This is a genomic window from Candidatus Formimonas warabiya, from assembly GCF_002777255.1.
GTDB classification, from domain to species: domain Bacteria; phylum Bacillota; class Dehalobacteriia; order Dehalobacteriales; family Dehalobacteriaceae; genus Formimonas; species Formimonas warabiya.
Genome location: NZ_CP017634.1, coordinates 5,556,023 through 5,575,344 on the forward strand (window position 1 = coordinate 5,556,023; position 19,322 = coordinate 5,575,344).

At 50.7% G+C, this 19,322-nt stretch carries 19 protein-coding genes; 17 read left to right on the top strand and 2 right to left on the bottom strand.

The features are described from left to right. Nucleotides 1-2: 2 nt before the first annotated feature. The 15 genes from DCMF_RS25080 to DCMF_RS25150 all read left to right on the top strand — a co-directional run bounded on the left by DCMF_RS25080 (nt 3) and on the right by DCMF_RS25150 (nt 14,747). A complete protein-coding gene (locus tag DCMF_RS25080) occupies nt 3-530 on the top strand; it encodes a cupin domain-containing protein (protein WP_148136966.1) in 528 nt (175 codons plus the stop codon). Nucleotides 531-548: 18 nt separating this feature from the next. After that, the gene (locus tag DCMF_RS25085; protein ID WP_214658892.1) at nt 549-1,112 is read left to right on the top strand and encodes a cupin domain-containing protein; all 564 of its coding nucleotides are present in this window, start codon (nt 549-551) and stop codon (nt 1,110-1,112) included. 459 nt (nt 1,113-1,571) lie between these two features. Then, on the top strand, nt 1,572-3,182 hold the full coding sequence (locus DCMF_RS25090) for an ABC transporter substrate-binding protein (protein WP_335582368.1): 1,611 nt from the start codon (nt 1,572-1,574) through the stop codon (nt 3,180-3,182). A gap of 16 nt (nt 3,183-3,198) precedes the next feature. Further along, nucleotides 3,199-4,203 carry an ABC transporter permease gene (locus DCMF_RS25095; RefSeq protein ID WP_214658893.1) on the top strand — a complete coding sequence of 335 codons (1,005 nt, stop codon included), beginning with the start codon at nt 3,199-3,201 and terminating at the stop codon, nt 4,201-4,203. Then, nucleotides 4,200-5,072 (top strand): ABC transporter permease, encoded by an 873-nt coding sequence (locus DCMF_RS25100; protein WP_148136968.1) that lies wholly within the window; start codon nt 4,200-4,202, stop codon nt 5,070-5,072. The genes DCMF_RS25095 and DCMF_RS25100 overlap by 4 nt, the downstream gene beginning before the upstream one ends. 13 nt (nt 5,073-5,085) lie before the next feature. Then, nucleotides 5,086-6,018 (top strand): ABC transporter ATP-binding protein, encoded by a 933-nt coding sequence (locus DCMF_RS25105; protein WP_214658894.1) that lies wholly within the window; start codon nt 5,086-5,088, stop codon nt 6,016-6,018. Then, the gene (locus DCMF_RS25110) at nt 6,008-6,631 is read left to right on the top strand and encodes an ABC transporter ATP-binding protein (protein WP_148136969.1); all 624 of its coding nucleotides are present in this window, start codon (nt 6,008-6,010) and stop codon (nt 6,629-6,631) included. Before DCMF_RS25105 ends, DCMF_RS25110 begins: the two co-directional genes overlap by 11 nt. A 284-nt stretch (nt 6,632-6,915) precedes the next feature. Then, the gene (nikB, locus tag DCMF_RS25115; RefSeq protein WP_148136970.1) at nt 6,916-7,860 is read left to right on the top strand and encodes a nickel ABC transporter permease; all 945 of its coding nucleotides are present in this window, start codon (nt 6,916-6,918) and stop codon (nt 7,858-7,860) included. A 28-nt stretch (nt 7,861-7,888) separates the two neighbouring features. Further along, nucleotides 7,889-8,707 (top strand): nickel transporter permease, encoded by an 819-nt coding sequence (nikC, locus tag DCMF_RS25120; protein WP_335582369.1) that lies wholly within the window; start codon nt 7,889-7,891, stop codon nt 8,705-8,707. Then, nucleotides 8,708-9,454, top strand: coding sequence for a class I SAM-dependent methyltransferase (locus DCMF_RS25125; protein ID WP_148136972.1), 747 nt, complete (start codon nt 8,708-8,710; stop codon nt 9,452-9,454). A 50-nt stretch (nt 9,455-9,504) separates the two neighbouring features. Next, nucleotides 9,505-11,082: an ABC transporter substrate-binding protein gene (locus DCMF_RS25130; RefSeq protein ID WP_214658895.1), complete on the top strand. Its 1,578-nt coding sequence runs from the start codon at nt 9,505-9,507 to the stop codon at nt 11,080-11,082. A gap of 17 nt (nt 11,083-11,099) precedes the next feature. Then, nucleotides 11,100-12,134, top strand: coding sequence for an ABC transporter ATP-binding protein (locus DCMF_RS25135; RefSeq protein WP_214658896.1), 1,035 nt, complete (start codon nt 11,100-11,102; stop codon nt 12,132-12,134). Further along, nucleotides 12,134-13,120, top strand: coding sequence for an oligopeptide/dipeptide ABC transporter ATP-binding protein (locus DCMF_RS25140; protein WP_148136974.1), 987 nt, complete (start codon nt 12,134-12,136; stop codon nt 13,118-13,120). The genes DCMF_RS25135 and DCMF_RS25140 overlap by 1 nt, the downstream gene beginning before the upstream one ends. A 37-nt stretch (nt 13,121-13,157) precedes the next feature. Beyond that, a complete protein-coding gene (locus tag DCMF_RS25145) occupies nt 13,158-13,898 on the top strand; it encodes a class I SAM-dependent methyltransferase (RefSeq protein ID WP_148136975.1) in 741 nt (246 codons plus the stop codon). Between the two features lie 234 nt (nt 13,899-14,132). Then, nucleotides 14,133-14,747, top strand: a complete 615-nt coding sequence (locus DCMF_RS25150) for a class I SAM-dependent methyltransferase (RefSeq protein ID WP_148136976.1) — start codon at nt 14,133-14,135, stop codon at nt 14,745-14,747. On the opposite strand, the gene ymfI is transcribed toward DCMF_RS25150, so the two are convergent. Beyond that, entirely contained in the window at nt 14,744-15,478 is a 735-nt protein-coding gene (ymfI, locus tag DCMF_RS25155; protein ID WP_148136977.1) for an elongation factor P 5-aminopentanone reductase, read from the bottom strand. The two genes, DCMF_RS25150 and ymfI, sit on opposite strands and share 4 nt — an antisense overlap. Before the next feature lie 146 nt (nt 15,479-15,624). Between ymfI and DCMF_RS25160 the strand changes: the two genes are divergently transcribed. Both DCMF_RS25160 and DCMF_RS25165 read left to right on the top strand, forming a co-directional pair. Continuing rightward, complete coding sequence (locus tag DCMF_RS25160) at nt 15,625-15,891, top strand: type II toxin-antitoxin system Phd/YefM family antitoxin (RefSeq protein WP_148138078.1); 267 nt, start codon at nt 15,625-15,627, stop codon at nt 15,889-15,891. Next, the gene (locus DCMF_RS25165; protein ID WP_148136978.1) at nt 15,878-16,195 is read left to right on the top strand and encodes a type II toxin-antitoxin system RelE/ParE family toxin; all 318 of its coding nucleotides are present in this window, start codon (nt 15,878-15,880) and stop codon (nt 16,193-16,195) included. Before DCMF_RS25160 ends, DCMF_RS25165 begins: the two co-directional genes overlap by 14 nt. 117 nt (nt 16,196-16,312) lie before the next feature. On the opposite strand, the gene DCMF_RS25170 is transcribed toward DCMF_RS25165, so the two are convergent. Further along, a complete protein-coding gene (locus tag DCMF_RS25170) occupies nt 16,313-19,180 on the bottom strand; it encodes a winged helix-turn-helix domain-containing protein (RefSeq protein WP_148136979.1) in 2,868 nt (955 codons plus the stop codon). Between the last annotated feature and the right edge of the window lie 142 nt (nt 19,181-19,322).

Sequence of the window (19,322 nt, forward strand, 5' to 3'; positions counted from 1 at the left end):
TTTTGTCGGAAAAAGTGTTGGAGGCTTGGGAAACAAAGGGAAGGGTTTATGTCAGAGGTCTTGACGGTGACTATGACCTAAAAGAAGAAAGGAGAAGAATCAGGGCGTTGCCAAGGGTACTTAAGACCAGTCAGATACCTTTTAAGGGTGGCCCGCGTATGTTCAATAAGGTGATTCTCGATCCTAAATACGGGGGAACACAGACCATCTATCTCCATATGAAGGTAATACTGCCGGGGACAGAATCACAGCTGCACGGTCACCAAAATGATGCTTTATTGTATATTCTCGATGGAAGCGGTTTCAGCACAGAGGATGGGGTCAGATACGATTGGAAGGCCGGGGATATGGTGATTGTTCAGGCGGGAGTGGTGCATCAGCATTTTTGTACCAGCGAGGTCCCGGCCCGGATCTTAATCATCAAGAGCAAATCATTAGCAATGTTCGCCAACCTGACTTTTCAGGGGTTGGTTACACCGGCAAATAAAGAATCCCTGCCGGGTTGGGAAGGCTATAAACCGGAAGATTAAAGGAAGGGAGAGATGACGATGAAAAAATATCAAGAGTTTGAAGCTTGGAAAAAAGGGGACGCAACCGCCACATACTATGAGGATAATCTTAAGTCCGCCCGTGGTGTGTCCAAAACGCGCGAAAAATTAATGGCAGTGATTCATCCCGAGGATATGCCTTGGGAAGAATGCTGTCAGGGTAAAATCAAGCATATGACCAATGACCAAATGGATGTGATCGCTAAAACAGTGAACACTTATATCCAAGAGATCCCTGCAGGCAGTAAATCCGGGAAACACCGCCATATGGCTGAGGAAGTAGTTATTGTTCTGGAAGGACGGGGTTATGACCTGCATTGGGATGTAGATATGGAACTGACACATCGCTATGAATGGGTTGCGGATAAAGAACCGAAAAGATTTGACTGGGAAGCCGGAGATATAGTTGTCATTCCTGTCAATACGGTGCATCAGCATTTTAATGCCGATCCGGATCATCCGGCAAGGATTATATCTGCGGTTAATACTGTTTACAAATTGCTGGATTATGATGATCTTGAGCAAATCGAGCCGGCACCGGAATATTCTCCGAATAAAGGTTGAGGAACGAATCATGCCGGACTTCATATGGTGGTTGGTTCCATTGTGCCGGACCCATTGCCGTAAGGCATTAAAACAAGATCAAGATATAAGGATAGAGCCTTCGGGCTCTTTTCTTTTTTGTTCTATGCCCGGCCCAAACATGTGCCAATGAATATACAAAAAATGTTCATATAGTAGTTTGAAGAATAAGGATAGACAGGCCTGATCCATAACCTGTATAATATAAAGTAATTGAGTTATGAAAACTCCCTGATTTTCTGATCATTTTGTTGAGTGCATTATTTTGCCGATCCCGTAAGAGAATCAATTGAACCACGAAGGTTCTTTATTCCGTGAAGGAATAGAAGAATTTTTGTGGTTTTTTTATTGCCATCTTTTACAGAAGGGGGTGAGAGATTTTTCCCTTAATTTTTCATCAAAGGAAAACAAAAAACGATAAAGGACGAGGAGGAATGATTGGTGTTAAAAAAACTTTTAATTTTGGTTTCGGTTTTGCTGGTTACTCTCGCGATGGCTTTTTCGGCCGGATGCGGCAGTGCCGATAAGGAAAACGACAATGCTGTCAGCGCACCAAAGGATGAATTGGTGGTGGCCATTGGCGGTGAATCGGAGGATGGTTTTGATCCCACCACCGGATGGGGAAGATATGGTTCCACGCTATTTCAAAGCAAATTGTTTACCAGAGACAAAGACCTCAATATTATCAACGACTTGGCCACTGCTTATACCGTCAGCGACGACGGCTTAACCTATCAGGTTGACCTGCGCCAGGATGTGAAATTTAGCGACGGGGTCCCCCTCACGGCGGCAGATGTGGTCTATACTTATGAAACGACGGCGAAAAACAGTTCCGCTTTTGACCTGACCAATATCCAAAGTGTTAAGGCCTTAAATGACTATGCCGTCCAGTTTGTTTTAAAGAACCCCCAGTCGACTTTTATCAGTATCATGGCGGAATTGGGCATTGTGCCCAAACATGCCCACAACAGTGAGTATGCCCAAAAGCCCATTGGTTCCGGACCCTTTAAATTTGTGCAATGGGATAAGGGGCAGCAACTGATTGCCGAAGTCAATCCGGACTATTACGGAGAAAAGCCCTTCTTTAAAAAGATTACCTTTTTATTCCTGACGGAAGAAGCCGCCTTTGCGGCTGCAAAAGCCGGCCAGGTGGACATTGCCGGGATTGTACCTTCCGTGGCGGACCAAGAGGTGGCGGGAATGAGGCTGGTCCCCCTGCCCAGTGTGGATAACCGGGGCATTCTGTTTCCCTATGTGAAATCAGGGGAGAAGACAGAAGACGGCGACCCCATTGGCAATGACGTTACTGCCGATCTGGCGATTAGAAAGGCAATCAACGTGGCCCTTGACCGCAAAGCTTTGGTCGACGGAGTTTTAAACGGATACGGCGCACCGGCTTACTCGGTTTGCGACCATCTCCCCTGGTGGAATCCGGATACGGTGCTCCAAGACGCCGATCTGGCCCAAGGGAAAGAAATTCTCGCCCAGGGAGGCTGGCAGGATAGCGACGGTGATGGCATTCTGGAGAAGAACGGCCTGAAAGCCACTTTTATCCTGGTCTATCCTTCCGGAGACCAGGTCCGGCAGTCGTTGGCCATCGCCGCGTCGGACCAAATCAAACCACTGGGCATCAATGTTGCCGTGGAAGGGAAGAGCTGGGATGAAATTGAGACCCTAATGTACAGCGATGCCATTCTTTTCGGCTGGGGCAGCCACGATCCCCTGGAGATGTACAACCTATTCAGCAGCAAATATCGGGGTGTGGACTACTATAACAGCGGGTATTATTCCAATGCCAAAGTCGACGAGTATTTAGACGCCGCCATGAATGCGAAAAGCGAGGCGGAAGCCAATGAATACTGGAAGAAAGCCCAATGGGACGGCACCACCGGTTTCAGTACCCAAGGGGATGCGCCCTGGGCCTGGCTGGTGAATCTGGACCATTTATATTTAGTCAGTGAAAAACTGGACATCGGTGCCCAAAAAGTGCATCCCCACGGGCATGGCTGGCCGATTACCGACACCATTACCAGCTGGCATTGGACCGAGTAAGTGGAAAGGACATATTATGGGCGCATTGGTGCAGATGAAACTGGTTAAATTTATCCTGGCTAAATTCGTGCGCATGGCAGCTTTGCTGATCGTCCTGTGCACCATTTCCTTTTTACTGGTGAGCCATTCCCCCATTGATCCGGTCCGGGCCTATATCGGGGCGGATATGCTGCGCGTGAGCCACGAGCAGCAGGAGAAAATTGCGGAATATTGGGGATTGAACAAACCTCCCCTGGAAAGGTTTATGCGCTGGGGACAGGCTGTCCTGCAGGGAAATTTAGGCACATCCATGATTTTCCGGCGCCCTGTGACAGAAGTAATCGGCGAACGTTTTTGGGCTTCCATCGCCCTGATGGGTTTTGCCTGGATTCTCTCCGGGGTGCTGGGGTTTCTCATGGGGGTTGTTGCCGGCATGTGCCGGGGCGGGTGGCTGGACCGGGCGATCAAATGGTATTGCCTCACCCTGGCCTCCATGCCCGCATTCTGGCTGGCCCTGTTATTGATGATGATCTTTTCCGTTTGGCTGGGCTGGTTTCCCGTCGGCCTTGGCGTGCCGGCCGGGGTGCTGGCTGAGAATGTGACCCTGGCGGAACGGATCCGGCACCTGGTGCTGCCGGCCTTGACCCTGAGTATTGTGGGGGTGGCCAATATTGCCCTCCATACCAGACAGAAGATGATTGATGTGCTGGAAAGCGAGTATGTTTTGTTTGCCCGGGCCAGAGGAGAACAGGGCTTTCCTTTGTTTGCCCGGCATGGCTTAAGAAATGTGGCCCTGCCGGCCATTACGCTGCAGTTTGCCTCTTTTAACGAATTATTCGGTGGCTCGGTCCTGGCCGAGCAGGTTTTTTCCTATCCCGGCCTGGGCCAGGCCACGGTTCAGGCAGGTCTCCGGGGCGACCTGCCTCTCCTTTTAGGATTGGTGATCTTTAGCGCCCTCTTTGTGTTTTTCGGCAACCTGGCGGCCGATATTATCTACCGGGTCGTGGATCCGAGAATTAGGGAAGGGGGGGATGGGGTATGAACCAGTCCGATCCGGCCCTGGTTATCCCCGGGCGCCAGCGCCTGATACCAAAGCTGAACCGGCGTCAACGCACTTTGGGCGCCATCCTGTTCAGTTTCCTAATCCTGGCCGGCATTATCCTGGCCAGCATCCTCTTAAGCAATGAAAGAATTGCCACCCATTTCGAGGCCAGGAACCTTGCCCCCTCCTGGACGCACCTTTTCGGCACGGATTGGCTGGGCCGGGATATGTTTACCCGCACCATGAAAGGGCTGTCCCTCAGTATCGGTATCGGCATGCTGGCCTCTACGGTGAGCGTCTGCGTAGCCCTGATCCTGGGCATGGCCTCCGCCACCATGGGGAAAACGGTCGATACGGCCATTACCTGGCTGGTGGATGTTTTTCTCGGCATCCCCCACCTGGTGGCTTTAATTCTCATTGCTTTTACCCTGGGTGGCGGGGCCAAAGGGGTGATTGTGGGCGTGGCGTGCACCCACTGGCCCAGCCTGACCCGGATCATCCGGGCGGAAGTGATGCAGCTCCGGGCGGCCCAATTTGTTCAGGTATCCCGGCACATGGGGAGAAGCCGGATCTGGATCGCGGCCAAACATATGCTGCCCCATATCCTGCCTCAGCTGCTGGTGGGCCTGGTGCTCTTATTTCCCCATGCCATCCTTCATGAGGCATCGATTACCTTTTTAGGCTTTGGGTTGTCGCCCCATAAACCGGCCATCGGCATTATCCTGTCGGAATCCATGAAATATCTCTCCACCGGAATGTGGTGGCTGGCCTTCTTTCCGGGACTTTCCCTCCTCGTGGTGGTCAGGATTTTCGATATCATCGGCGATAACCTGCGTTTAATGATAGACCCCCACCGGGGCCATGAATAAGGGATGAGGTGAAATGATGACTGTACCGGTCCTTGACGTAAATGATCTTTCTATTTCTTTTATCCAATATCAGGCCGGCATGCGGCAAAGAATGCTGCAGGTGATTTCCGACCTTAATGCTTCCATCCAGGGCGGAGAAATCCTGGCCGTGGTGGGCTCCAGCGGTTCCGGGAAGAGCCTTCTCGCCCATGCCATCCTGGGCATTCTTCCCAAGAATGCCTTTGTTTCCGGGTCGATCCTGTATCAGGGTCAATTGTTGTCTCCGGAGCGGCAGAAAAAGCTGCGGGGCCGGGAAATCGCCCTGGTGCCCCAGTCGGTGAATTACCTGGACCCGCTGATGCGGGTAGGCGCCCAGGTGCGCACGGCGGTGCGCAGGGGAAATCCCCCGGAAGAACAAAGAAAGGCCTTCCAAAGATATGGTTTGGCAGCACAGGTGGAAGGCCTGTTTCCCTTCCAGCTTTCCGGGGGCATGGCCAGGCGGGTGCTGGTGTCCACGGCGGTGGTGAGCGGGGCCAGGCTGATTATCGCGGATGAACCCACCCCCGGCCTGCACCCGGAAGTTGTGGCGGAGGCCCTGAATCATCTGCGCCAGCTGGCCGATGAGGGGTGCGCCGTGATGTTGATTACCCATGATATCGGCACTGCTTTGGCGGTGGCGGATCAGATTGCCGTTTTCTATGCGGGGACAACCGTAGAAGTAGCTCCGGCCGCAGATTTTCAGGGACAGGGGGAGACCCTGCGCCATCCTTATACCAAGGCCTTGTGGCGGTCTTTGCCCCAGAATGACTTTATCGCCATTCCCGGTTTTCAACCGTCGCCCTACTGCTTGCCCGCCGGATGTCTCTTTGCGCCGCGCTGCGTGATGAAAACCGACCGGTGCCTGACGGCAAAACCGGGCATGCGTGATTTGCGCGGGGGAAGGGTCAGGTGCGATCATGCTTCTTGAAGCAAAGAATCTGGGTTTTCATTATCCGAAAGGGCCATGGATCCTGCGCGGCCTGGATATTTCTCTGGCCTCGGGAGAAGTTGTGGGCATCAAGGGGCAAAGCGGGTGCGGAAAAACTACGCTGGCCCGGATGCTGGCGGGATATGAACAGCCCCAGGAAGGTTTCGTCAAATTAAACGGCGCTCCCTTGCCCAAGCAGGGATACAGTCCTGTCCAATTAATCTTTCAACATCCGGAAAAAGCGGTGAACTCCCGCTGGTATATGGAAAATACTCTCCGTGAGGGCTGGGCGCCGGATGAAAAAATCCTAAGGGAACTGGGCATTGAAGAGGAGTGGCTCTCCCGCTGGCCCAATGAGCTCTCCGGCGGTGAACTGCAAAGGTTCTGCGTCGCCAGAGCCCTCAGCACAGAAACTCAATTTCTCATTGCCGACGAAATGACCTCCATGCTGGATGGCATTACCCAGGCCCAAATCTGGCATGTGGTGCTGCAGATGGTGAAAGAAAGAAACATGGGGGTGATGGTGATCAGCCATGAAGAGCCTTTGATGGGGCGCGTCTGCAGCAGGGTGATCGATCTGGAAGGGGCGGCCCGGCAGGAAAATATGGGCTGAAAAAGAGTAAAAATTTAAACATTTGACAGAAATTCCACCTTGACCCGGGCAAAGCCCTTCGCTTATGATGAATAGAGAAATCAACTTCCTGCAGAAGCAGGGAAGCCCCGTTGACAGCGAGTAGTTTCATGATTTTATAGGGTTTCAAAGGACATTTTTACAGCGTGTAGTAACCATGAAGGTTAATGACAGGATGGATCCTGGCCATACTTCATGGTTTTTTTTATGCAAGCTCCCGGTGTGTTTTTAACCGATGCACCGGGATGTTAGGGAGAAAGAAAAGGATGATTTCATACGTACTGAAGCGGCTCATGAATTTAATGGTGGTTGCCTTAGGGGTCTCTCTTTTGACCTTTAGCTTAGGCTTTTTTGCCCCGGGAGACGCGGCGGAAATTAAACTGAAGCAAACGGGTATCGAGCCCAGCGCCCAGCTGGTGGCAAAGGTCCGGGAAGAGATGGGCTTAAATAAACCGATTTATCAGCAATACCTGCACTGGCTTGGTAACGCCCTCAGAGGAGATCTGGGCATTTCTTTCCGGAGCGGCACGCCTGTGGCCCGGGAGATGCTGGTCAAATTGCCGGCGACGGTGCAGTTAACGGGTACTTCTTTGCTGGTGCTGATCGGCATCGCCTTTCCCATGGGAATCCTGGCCGCGGTTTACAAAGGGACCTGGGTGGATCACCTGAGCAGGGCGGCTGCCCTCGTGGGGGCGTCCCTCCCTTCTTTCTGGTTCAGTTTACTTCTGATCTATTTTTTTGCCGTCAAGTGGTCCCTCCTCCCCGTAATGGGGCGGGGAACCCTGCTCCACCTGGTGCTGCCTTCCCTGGCCTTGGGCTTAGGGATGGCGTCCACCTATGCCCGGTTTTTACGGGCCAGCATTCTGGAGGTTTTGGGGCAGGAATTCATTATGGCGGCCCGGGCCAGGGGTTTAAGGGAGCGGCTGGTGATTGTCAAGGATGTTTTAAAGAACGCCCTGCTTTCCATTGTGACCCTGCTGGGTATGTCCATCGGCCATTTGCTGGGAGGAGCCGTGATCGTGGAAACGATTTTTGCCTGGCCCGGAGTGGGCAAGTATGCGGTGGATGCCATTTTTTTCCGGGATTATCCCGTGATCCAGGGGTATGTCTTGTGGATGGCTTTGATTTTTGTCGTGGCCAATCTGCTCGTGGACATTTCCTATCATTATATTGATCCGCGCATCCGGTTAAGAAGGGGGTCTTCCCATTAGGCTGTTAAAAAGTATCGGACAAGACAAATTGGCTTTATGCGGTTTTTTGCTGGTCCTGGTGCTGATTTTTGTGGGTGCCTTGGCCCCCTGGCTGGCGCCCCATGATCCCATTCACATTGATTTAAAACTCAGCCTGCACCCACCGGACCAGGACTATCCTTTCGGCACCGATCATTTGGGCCGGTGCATTCTGTCCCGGTTGATCTACGGCGTCCGCCTGTCCCTGGGCTTAGCTGTGCTGGTGGTGACGGTCATTTTTGGCGCAGGCCTTTTGGTGGGCGCCAGTGCCGGATATTTGGGCGGGAGCTGGGACCATGTTTTAATGCGCATCGTCGATATCCTCCTGGCTTTTCCCGGGTTGATTCTGGCCATCGGTATTGCCGGGTTTTTGGGACCTAGCCTGATCAATATCATGATGGCCCTGTCTCTGGTAAACTGGGTAGGCTATGCCCGGATTGCCCGGGGGCTGGTCCTCTCCCTCAAGGAAAAGGAATTTGTGGTAGCAGCCCGGGCCAGCGGCAGTTCCCCCGGCAAGATTATGCGCAAGCACATTCTGCCTAATATGATCTCTCCCTTGATTGTGCTGGCCACCCTGGACATGGGGGCGGTGATCCTGCAAATTTCCGGCATGTCTTTTTTAGGATTGGGCGCCCAGCCTCCTACGCCGGAGTGGGGGGCCATGCTCAGCGAGGGGCGTTCCTATATGCAGCTAGCGCCCTGGGTGATGGTTTATCCCGGGGGGGCCATTCTGCTGACGGTGATGGCCTTTAATCTTTTGGGCGACGGCCTGCGCGACGCCCTGGATCCCCGGTTTGGCAACGATATATGGAAAGAGAAGGTGATGTAAATGTTGGCAGAGCGAATCGAAAATTACTGGTCCGGCAGATCGGCCGGCTACAGTGCCTCCATCCGGAAAGAAATATCTTCTTTTCGCAGAGAGGCCTGGAAAAGCTTACTGGAAGAAATGGGCGGGGAGGGAAATGGGAAAAAGGCTTTGGATGTGGGCACCGGGCCCGGCTTTTTTGCCATTTTGCTGGCAGATCTGGGCTATGAGGTCACGGCCCTGGATGCGGCGGAAAATATGCTGGAGGAAGCCCGGGAAAATATTAAGCATGCCGGGTTTCGGGCAACCTTTTTCAAAGGGGATGCCCAAAAAGTTCCTTATCCGGAAAATACCTTTGATCTGATCGTGTCCCGGAATCTTACCTGGACCCTGCCCCAGCCTTTGGATACGTATCAGGAATGGTTCCGGCTCTTAAAGAAGGGAGGGAGAGTACTGGTATTTGACGCCAACTGGTATCTGCGTTTGACAGATGCCGGACTTCAGGCGGCCTATGAAGAGGAGATGAAACTGGCCCGGGCAAAGGGGTGTTTTAAAGAGATTAGTGAGGAGCAAATGAAAGAATGCGAGGAGATCGCGAAAAAACTTCCCCTCACCTATCAGAAAAGACCGGAATGGGATGTGCAGGCCTTTACTTCCTGCGGTTTTCCGGAGGTTTTCGTGCAAGAGCGGATTAATGAACGGATTTATAATGAAACGGAACAGGCAATTTATCAGGCGGAGCCCATGTTCGGCCTCTGTGCCGTGAAATAACGGGCCGGGGGAAATAGCAACAAAGGGACAGAATAGGAGGAGGTTAAAGAATGAAGAAACTGCGCGTAAAATTATTACTGATGATGGTGTTGGCCCTGGTACTGGTGATCGGCAGCACCGGCTGCGGATCCCCTCAGACCCAGGATGAGCAGGGAGAAGTCCCGGCGGCAACGGAAAAAGAGCAGGCGATCACGGTGGGGACCAGCTTTTTCCCCAGCAATCTGGATGCGGCCGAGGAGTGGAACGGCTGGTACACGGTGGAATACGGCTTAGGAGAGACGCCGGTGAAATTGAACAGTGCCATGGAGTTGGAGCCCTGGGTGGCGGAATCCTGGCAGCAGGTGGATGAGAATACCTGGGAAATCAAGATCAAAGACGGCGTCAAATTTCAGAATGGCAAGACGGTGGATGCGGCCGCGGTGAAAGCATCCTTTGCGCGCACCATCGCCATCAATCCCCGGGCCCAGGAACTTTTTAACATCGATACTATGGAGGCGACAGGAAACACCCTGGTGGTGAAGACCAAGACGCCCAATCCGGCTTTTATGTCCAGCCTGGTGGATCCCCTGGCCGTGGTGGCGGATGCGGCGGCAGCGGAAGAGATGGGCGATCAGTTTAAAACCGCTCCGGTCTTGACCGGTCCCTTCAAAGCGGTCAAATTTGAAAAAGACGTGGAAATCGCTGTGGAAAGAAACGAGGATTACTGGGGAGAAAAGGCTACCTTGCAGCGCGTTGTTTTTAAGCTGATTCCGGATGATAATACCAGAATTATGGCGATGCAATCGGGAGATATCGACGTGGTGGAAAATGTGCCCGTAGGCAGTCTGGATCTGTTCACCCAAAAGGATTCTTACCAGGTGCTTAGCGAATCCGGGGTGCGGGATCATATTCTGGTTTTCAACCTGGCCAAACCGGTTTTCCAAGATCCCGCGGTAAGAAAAGCGATTAATACGGCCATTGACCGCAATGCCCTTGCCCATGATTTGATGAAAGGAATGGCGGTGGCCGGGGTAGGCCCCTTTCCCTTGGTGACGCCTTTTGGGGGAGACAAGCTGACCGGCTACAGCTACGATGCGGCGGCAGCGGCCAAACTGCTGGATGATGCGGGCTGGGTTTTGAACAGCGAGGGGGTCCGGGCCAAAGGCAGTCAAAAACTGGACATCGTCATCAAGACCTACAGCAGCAGGCCGGAATTGCCCCAAATCGGCCAGGTATTGCAGTCCCAGCTGGCCCAAATCGGCATCAAAGTGTCGGTGGAAGTCGTGGAAAACATTGATGAATCTATGAGCAGCGGAAATTTTGACGCCGTGATTTACAGCATGAATACGGCAGTGACGGGAGATCCCCAGTATTTCCTGAATATTTTCTTTAAAACGGGGGCTGATTCCAATTACGGTAAATACAGCAACCCGGCCCTGGACAAGGTGATCGAGGAACTGGGCCGCACCTTTGAAACAGAGAAGCGGTACCAGCTGGCCCAAGAAGCCCAGCAAATCATCCTGGATGACGCGGCATTTGTCTTTTTGATCTATCCGAAAAGCAACCTGGTGGCCAAAAGCAATATTTCCGGCTTAAGTTTACATCCCTCTGATTTTTATTTTCTAAATACGCAGATTGAAGTGAACTAAGGGAAAGAAGGGAAAAAGTGCACGACCCTTGGAAAAACAGGAATACCCTCTTAAAGATGGAAAATGTGCAGGTGCAGTACAGGGGCGCAGGGGGGGCCAGCAAAATCATCCGCAATCTGGATTTAGCCCTGGAAAAGCACCAGACGTTAGGAATTGTAGGCGAAAGCGGCAGCGGGAAGACCACCCTGATCCGGGCTGTTCTGGGGCTGCTCCCCCCGGGAGGCGTGATCACCGGGGGCAGGATTCTCTTTCAGGGCCAGGATTTGTTAAAACTGTCCCGGGAAGAAAGGAGAAGAATCCGGGGGCGCCGCATCGGCATGATTTTTCAGGAACCCGGCGCCGCCTTAAACCCGGTGCGGAAGATCGGCGCCCAGTTTAGCGATGCTTTATGCGCCCACTTCCCCATGCCGAAACAAGAGGCCCGGCAAAGAGCCCTGGACATGCTGGCCAAAATGCTTTTGCCGGATCCGGAAAAGATCTTCACCTCCTATTCCTTTCAATTAAGCGGGGGGATGAAGCAAAGGGTAACCATTGCCCTGGCCCTTGCTCTGGAACCGGAGCTGCTCCTGGCGGATGAGCCCACCAGCGCCCTGGATGTGACGGTGCAGGCCCAGATGATCAAAGAAATGCAAAGGCTGCAGCAAGAGCTGAAAACAAGCATCATCCTTGTTTCTCATAATATGGGGGTGGTGGCCCAGATGGCAGACCGCATCGGCGTGATGTACGGGGGAGAATTGGTGGAATGGGGGCCCAAGGAAAGGGTGATTAACCACCCCGGCCATCCTTACACGAAAGCTTTACTGTCATCCATTCCCCGCCTGGATCAAAAAGAAAGGCTGCTCCCCTCCATCAGCGGGCAGCCCCCCCGCTTTGGGGAAATGCCCCGGGGATGCACCTTTTCCCCCCGCTGTCCGGAAGCGGTCAGTATCTGCGCCCCCCAATCCCCCGGCCGGTTTGTCGACGGTTGGGGGCACATGGTCTGTTGTACAAAAATCAAAAAGGGGATGGGGTGGACCTCATATCCCACATCGAAGGAGGCGGCAGGTATTTGATGGATCCCTCTACCCGCCCGCCCCTCTACCGGGTAAAAAAAATAAAAAAATATTACGGTACGGGGCCGTCCTTATTCCACCCCCACGCGCGCATCCTGCGCGCGGTAGATGAGGTTGACCTGGCCATTTATCCTCATGAAACGGTGGGTCTGGTGGGGGAGAGCGGGTGCGGAAAAAGTACCCTGGCCCGGCTCATGATGCATCTGGAGCCGGTTTCCGGAGGAACCATGGAGTATCTGGGCCGGGATATTACCCGGATCACGGACCGGGACCTCTTTCTCTTCCGGCGCCAGGTACAGATGATTTTTCAGGATGCCTGGGCCTCCTTAAATCCCCGGCAAAGAATCGGGGACATGATCAGGGAGCCTCTGGAAAATTACCGCCTCACGGGCAAAAAGCTGCTCTCCGCCCGGGTGGAGGAGCTGCTGGAACTGGTGGGTCTGGAAAAAGCCCATCTTTCCCGCTACCCCCATGAATTAAGCGGCGGGGAGAGGCAGCGGGTGACCATTGCCCGGGCCCTGGCGGTGGAGCCCCGTATCTTAATCTGTGACGAAGCCACGGCCAATCTGGACGTGTCCATTCAGGCCCAGATGGTTAATCTTTTGATCACCCTGCAGCAAAGGCTGGGCTTGTCTTACTTATTCATTTCCCATGATCTGGCCTTAGTGAAGCACCTGAGCGACCGTATTGCCGTGATGTATCTGGGCAAGATTGTGGAGATGCTGGATAGTTCTGCCCTGGTGGAGCGGGCCCGGCATCCTTATACCCAGTCTCTTTTGGCCGCGGTTCTTCCCATAGCGGGAGAGGAACCGCTCCGGTCACTGCCCGTGCTGAAAGGAGAGGCCTTTTATGATGCCGCCGCTGCCCAGGGGTGCGGTTTTTGCCCCCGGTGCAGCCAGGCCGGCGACCTGTGCTGGAAAATGACGCCCCGGCTTTGGGAGATGGAGGCAGGGCATTTTGTGGCCTGCCACCTGATCCAGGCCTGATCCGGGCAGGCAGCAATTTATGAGGAGGATGAGCAAAATGGAGATACAGAAACGGATTGAAAACTACTGGCAGGGAGAAGTTGCCCGCTACAGCGAGCACATCTGGAAGGAAATGAATAGTTTTAAAAAAAAGGCCTGGGAGACTTTGATCGATACCTACCGGCCCCAGGGTGAATCTCTGAAGGCCCTGGATATTGGTACCGGTCCCGGTTTTTTTGCCATGGTTTTATCCGGCATGGGGCACCGGGTGACGGGCATAGATTGTACCGGGGCCATGCTGGAAGAAGCGCAGCGCAATATGCAAACGGTGGGCCTGACCGGGGAATTTTATCTTAGGGATTCCCATGACCCCGGCTTTGAGCCGGAAACCTTTGATCTGGTTATCTGCCGGGATTTAACCTGGACCTTGCGGGATCCTCAAGCCGCCTACCGGGAATGGTACCGGGTTTTAAAACCTCAAGGCCGGCTTTTGATTTTTGATTCCAACTGGAATTTGCGCTTCCATGACCCCATCATGAAAAAACGGTACCAGGAGGATCAGGAGCGCGCTGTCCGGATGGGTATCGAGCCCACCTTTGAAGCGGAGGAAAGTCAGAATATTTCCCGGGAACTTTTTTTCAGCACCCGGTTCCGTCCCCAGTGGGATGCCTCGGCCCTGATGGAGATCGGTTTTAAAAGGCTGTGGTTTGATCTGGATATCTCTGAACAGGTATGGAATAAAGAGGAGAGAGTGCTTTATCGGTCCACACCGGTATTTTTAATCTGTGCGGAAAAGTAGGTCCTTGTATTTAGGTTTCCCTGGCGAGACAGATGCTGCCGCGTAGCATACTTCTTGCCCGGGTTTTTATAAGCCTCCCGCCGGCATGCGGAATATTCCTCAACTATGCACACTCACTTTGAGGGGTGTTCCTGACACACACGGGCGGGAGGCATTTACAAAACAAATGGGCTTCAGAACACTCCGGCTGGGCGGCGGCATGCTGCCCGTGTTTTTAGGAAAGGAGGATCACCGGTGAATCGGAAAGAATTTTTTAATGCCAAAGCGGCCCAGTGGGACACCCATTGTTGTCCTGATCAAGATATTATCAATCAAATCCTTGATTTGGTGGATATTCAGCCGGGAGATAGAATTCTCGATGTAGGTACGGGAACAGGGGTGCTGATTCCTTTTCTCCTGTCCCGAACCGGCCCTTCCGGAGAGATTGTCGGGGTAGACATAGCCGACAAAATGATTGAGGTAGCCCGGCAGAAATACCGCGATCCCCATGTAGATTTTCTCGTGGGAGATATTTTTCAACTGAATTTTTCGGCGGCCCCTTTTGACGTGATTATGTGCTATGCCGTCTTTCCCCATTTTGAAGAGCAGAAAACTGTGCCGGAAAGACTGGGGGCCTTTTTGCGACCCGGGGGAAAACTGGCTGTCTGCCATGCCATGAGCAGGGACAAAATCAATCAAGTGCATCAGAATGCCGCCTCGGCCGTATCAGGGGATTACCTGCCTGATGCAGAGACCATTAAAGGTTTTTATCTTGCTGCCGGCTATGACATGATGGGAGAGGCAGACAATGAAAAGATGTTTGTGCTGGTGGGCCGGAAAAATACCGGAACAAAGGACAGGACGGATTAGACGACAAATCCGCCCGTGACATTTAATACGTGGCCGGTAATAAAGCGGGCCTCCTCGGAGGCAAGATAAAAAATGGCGGAGGCCACATCCCTTGCCTGGCCCAGTTTCAGCAAAGGTGTTTGATTCTTTAACTCTTCCAGAGTAGTTTCATCATATCCGTTCATCATATCGGTTTGAATTACACCTGGGGCCACGCAGTTCACCCGGATGTTGGACGGTCCTACCTCCTTAGCCAGGGCTTTTGTTAAGCCGATAATGCCCGCTTTGGCTGCGGAATAGTGGACTTCGCAGGATCCCCCTGCCAAACCCCAGATGGAGGAAACATTGATGATCACGCCTTCTTTTTGGGGAATCATCTGTTTCAGCACACTCTGGGTGCAGTTGAAAACTCCCTTAAGGTTGGTGTTAAGCATGATGTCCCATTCTTCTTCCGTGATATCGGTAAACAATTTGCTCTCCGATATTCCGGCGTTATTGACCAGGACGTGGATTTTGCCGAATTTCTCCCGACAGAATTCCACCATCAAATCCACTTCTCTCCTTTTGGAAACATCAGCTTGAAAGCATGCCGCGGAATAACCCTGGTTTTTTAAGTTATTTACCAGTGCATGGGCCATTTCCTCTGAGTGCCGGTAATTGATCAGCACATGGTCACCGTGGCGGGCAAAAAGCTCAGCGGCAGCTTTGCCGATCCCCCGGGAAGCGCCGGTAATAATCACCGTTCGTTTCATGTTCTTTTCCTTTCTTCATTTAATAAGAGACATTTTTATTGTGATTATAGCATATCGAGCACTTTTTTTTAAATGAACCTTATTTATTGACTCTGTGATAAAATTAAGATAGAATTATGATAAGAAATATAGAGGAAGTGGTAATGATGATTCAAATCAGACCTGTTTCCGATTTAAGAAATAAGTTCCCCGAAATTGAAGATATTGTTGTTAAGGAAGGACAACCGGTATATTTAACGAAAAATGGCTATGGGGCTATGGTGGTGTTAAGTCTCGAAAAATATGCGGAATTAACCGATGAGATAGAACTTAAACTTGATGAAGCGGATAAAGAGGCGGATTTAACCGAGGTAAGATCTACCCACGATGAAGTTTTTTCGAGGGTGAGGGCAAGAATTAATGCTGGCCGGTAAATATGCGCTGAGATACATTCCCAGATTTGAACAAGACTTAAATGAAATTGTAGATTATATTGTATTTAAGCTTCATAATCCGGCCGGTGCCATTAATCTGATAAATAAAATGGAAAATGCCATCGTCGAAAGACTGAATTGTCCCTTATCTTTTGAGCCGTTTCAATCAAACAGAAAAAGGAAAAACCCTTATTATCGGATCTATGTGGACAATTTTACTGTCTACTATGTTGTGATAGGGAATGTAATGGAAATCAGAAGGGTACTCTACAGGGGCAGAGATGTAAGTAAAATTATAAAATGAAATCAGAATCAGCAAAACAGGAGGATGACACCTCCTGTTTTTTTGTCCGGTTTGATAAAGCTTATACAAAAATTGTCCCCCGCATATTTTCCCAGGGAAAATATGCTTCTTTTTGTTTTAGCTGTTCTTGATAAATTCCAGTGCTTTATGAAAGACCTCAGCGTATTTTATTCTTTTACCGACGGCCCAAAAGGCTTCAAAATCAGAAAGATATTCACCTTTGTACAGGGATAAAATTTTTTGCGCTGTCTCATGATGGGCGTGTTGTTTAAATTCTTGGGCGGCTGCTTCGAAAAGATCAACATCCGTAACGATTTCGTCCCGGCAAATGCTATAATGTTTTTCATGGTTGATAATAGGGTTCGGCACACCCAGACGAGCAAGATCTTTTTTTATGTGGGCAAGGTTTACGCCGATCAGCTTTTTGACATCATCTGAATTTGATTCATACCAAAGGGCCTCATAAATCTGTTTCTTCGTCACGCCTTCACTGCCGGCGTCAAGAAGAAAGGCGAACAGCTCACGTTCCTTCTTGGCGCGCATTTTTAAAGGCTCCTGCCGGTCCTGATAGGGGAAAACAGAAAAATCCCCCAGGGTTGTAATGTAGATCTTTTTTATTTTATACCCCGCAAATTCCATCATTTGTTTGGTAATATCAGGCTCTATCCCACGATTAAAAGCAAATTCGAGGATGGGGTCATAGGCTTTGCGCATCCGGAAATATTCATAGATGCCGTTTTCATCACAGAGCTGCAGAAAACGCCGGATCAAAGGGGCAGCTTCTTCATGATCCTTGTTGATCAGGGCAACCCTGGCCAAAAACCCGTAAGCCATTGTTGCAACCATCATGGTATTCGCCTGCTCTCCGATTTCAATGGAGCGCTTTGCGCATGCCGCGGCGCTGGAAAAATCGGCTATGGTTCCAAAATAATTATAGAGCCTGCCCAAAGCAATAGTCTTGAAATGGTCGCCTACCCGGGGAATATCTTCGTATATTTCGTTGATGATCTTTTCTTTTTCCCCGGTGGTAAACATAAGCCCGTATATATTGCGCTGCAGTTTTGTCCAATTTATGTGAAATTGGGATTTGCGGTAAAGGGGGGCATATTCATCCGCCAGGGTAAAGTATTTTATGGTCGTTTCAAAGGTTTGGCTGCTGCCGTTCATCCTATCTATACTGGTGTTCTGATAGTGTATTTCCGCCGCGAATAAATAGCCCAGCCACAATTCTTCATATCTTCCCGTGCTCCTAAGCTTTTGGATCTCGGCTGTTATGAGGGAGATGGCCTTGTCCCGTTCGCCCAGCATCTGATAGGCCTTTGCCACATAGATGTCAATACTGTGCATGTCCAGATACGGATGTTCATTCTCCGGAATCTCCAGAGATCTTTCATAGTAGTAGACAGAGTCCTTCATGCGGCCTGCAACATAGTGAATAACGCTCAGATACCTTTCGTACCATGCTTTTACCTTCACATTCCCTGCTTTGGCACAGGTTTCGATCATATAACAGGCAAGGGCATAGGCTTCCTTTATTTGTGAATTCCAGCATAAGTTGTAGATTTTTTCGATCACGACCGTGTAGGATCGTTCGAGAGCAGCATGGTCAAGCTTGGGGATCAGCTCGTCCAACAGCTTGTTTGATTCTTCGAAAGAGATAAAGTTCCGGAGTACTCTGGCTTTATGCACCATGGCTTCAATATAAAGCTCCTGATCAACCTCGTTTAACAAAGGGATGGCCCTATCCAGGCAGGCTTTGGCTCCGGTGAAGTTACCGATGCTGGATAAAAAGGCTCCCTTGGCAACCAACAGTTCCCGGCTTAAGGTGACGTCCGTATCTCCCAGTGCGTGAAACCATACCCGGAGTTCACTGAAGCTGCCCCTATTAATATAGTCTTTATAGCTGGTTAAAATAATTTGTTCCAGCATTTCTTTATTTTCACACCGGATGGCATATTCTGCCCCTTTGGCATACTGTTTTTTATCAAAGTAATAATCGACAGCCTGACGCTGCAAGGAAAGAGCCTGTGCGTTACCTGTGTATTCCAATAAATAATCTCTAAAAAGTGTGTGATAACGGTAGTATCCACTGCCTGTCTTGATTGTAAAAATATTACGAGCCACCAGACTTTCCAGGAGGAGTTTAGCATTTTTTTTGCCTGAAAGGGTATTCAGCATTTGCGGGTCCAATTCCTCAAAGCAGGCGGAAACCTTCAGAAAATCTACCATTTCAGAAGGCAGACGGCTGATGCATTCATGAAAAAGGTAGGAATACAATGCTTCATTGCCATAGGAAGGAAGATCGGCAATCGATACGCCATTTTCCAAAAGCACCTTAAAGGAGCCGACGGCCAGAGGCCAGCCTTCTGTGAGATGGTAGATATACTCGTCGTCAAAGCCTAGAATTTGAATGGTCTCGTTTCTTGTAAAAGCAAGATCCTTTTGCGCAAGCTCTAAAATATCGCCTCTGACACGCAAAGGTACAAGCTCCTGCCACGGGGTTTCCCGGCTGCTCAGGCAAATCCGGATATTTTCCGGCTTGTACCTTAGGATGCAGGCAATCAGTTTTCTAATCTGCTGGTTTTCTATGGTATGAAGATCATCTAAAATAATCACTAAATCCTTTCTGCATTCAATGCTGCACAGGAAGGCATTGGCAAGAATGGTGATAAAGTTATTCTTTTCTTCAAAAGGGAGATATTCGGAAGCAGCAAAGTCGTAATCGGGAAAGGCCTGGCCCAGGGCTTCACTTAAAATATTTAGGAAGGTAAAAACATCGCTTTCACCATCAAGGGTGATCCAGACAGTATTTCCCATGGCACTGGCAGCCTGTGCCAGCAGGGTGGTCTTGCCATAGCCTGCTCCCCCATGAATATAGGCAATCTTTTTTTGACTACCGAGAATAGCAGCGATCAACTCCGTGCGCACGATTTCTCCTGCTCCTGCTTTTGGAATTGTAAGCCGCACACGTGATACATGGATCATATGTCATACCTCACAAATTATGTTAGCGATTGTATTATAACATAATACAGCTAACATAATGAGAAATATATACAAATACTAGAAAAATATTGAAGAATTCATTTTTGTTAGCGATTTTGTTAGTAAGGGATATTTTATTATA

Bases quoted from the DNA above. Each gene is read 5' to 3' on its own strand.
- DCMF_RS25085 (WP_214658892.1), top strand. From the start codon at position 549: ATGAAAAAATATCAAGAGTTTGAAGCTTGGAAAAAAGGGGACGCAACC.
- DCMF_RS25140 (WP_148136974.1), top strand. From the start codon at position 12,134: ATGGATCCCTCTACCCGCCCGCCCCTCTACCGGGTAAAAAAAATAAAA.
- DCMF_RS25170 (WP_148136979.1), bottom strand. From the start codon at position 19,180: ATGATCCATGTATCACGTGTGCGGCTTACAATTCCAAAAGCAGGAGCA.
- DCMF_RS25165 (WP_148136978.1), top strand. From the start codon at position 15,878: ATGCTGGCCGGTAAATATGCGCTGAGATACATTCCCAGATTTGAACAA.
- ymfI (WP_148136977.1), bottom strand. From the start codon at position 15,478: ATGAAACGAACGGTGATTATTACCGGCGCTTCCCGGGGGATCGGCAAA.
- DCMF_RS25105 (WP_214658894.1), top strand. From the start codon at position 5,086: ATGATGACTGTACCGGTCCTTGACGTAAATGATCTTTCTATTTCTTTT.
- DCMF_RS25125 (WP_148136972.1), top strand. From the start codon at position 8,708: ATGTTGGCAGAGCGAATCGAAAATTACTGGTCCGGCAGATCGGCCGGC.
- DCMF_RS25095 (WP_214658893.1), top strand. From the start codon at position 3,199: ATGGGCGCATTGGTGCAGATGAAACTGGTTAAATTTATCCTGGCTAAA.
- DCMF_RS25110 (WP_148136969.1), top strand. From the start codon at position 6,008: ATGCTTCTTGAAGCAAAGAATCTGGGTTTTCATTATCCGAAAGGGCCA.
- nikB (WP_148136970.1), top strand. From the start codon at position 6,916: ATGATTTCATACGTACTGAAGCGGCTCATGAATTTAATGGTGGTTGCC.
- DCMF_RS25100 (WP_148136968.1), top strand. From the start codon at position 4,200: ATGAACCAGTCCGATCCGGCCCTGGTTATCCCCGGGCGCCAGCGCCTG.
- DCMF_RS25145 (WP_148136975.1), top strand. From the start codon at position 13,158: ATGGAGATACAGAAACGGATTGAAAACTACTGGCAGGGAGAAGTTGCC.
- DCMF_RS25130 (WP_214658895.1), top strand. From the start codon at position 9,505: ATGAAGAAACTGCGCGTAAAATTATTACTGATGATGGTGTTGGCCCTG.
- DCMF_RS25160 (WP_148138078.1), top strand. From the start codon at position 15,625: ATGATTCAAATCAGACCTGTTTCCGATTTAAGAAATAAGTTCCCCGAA.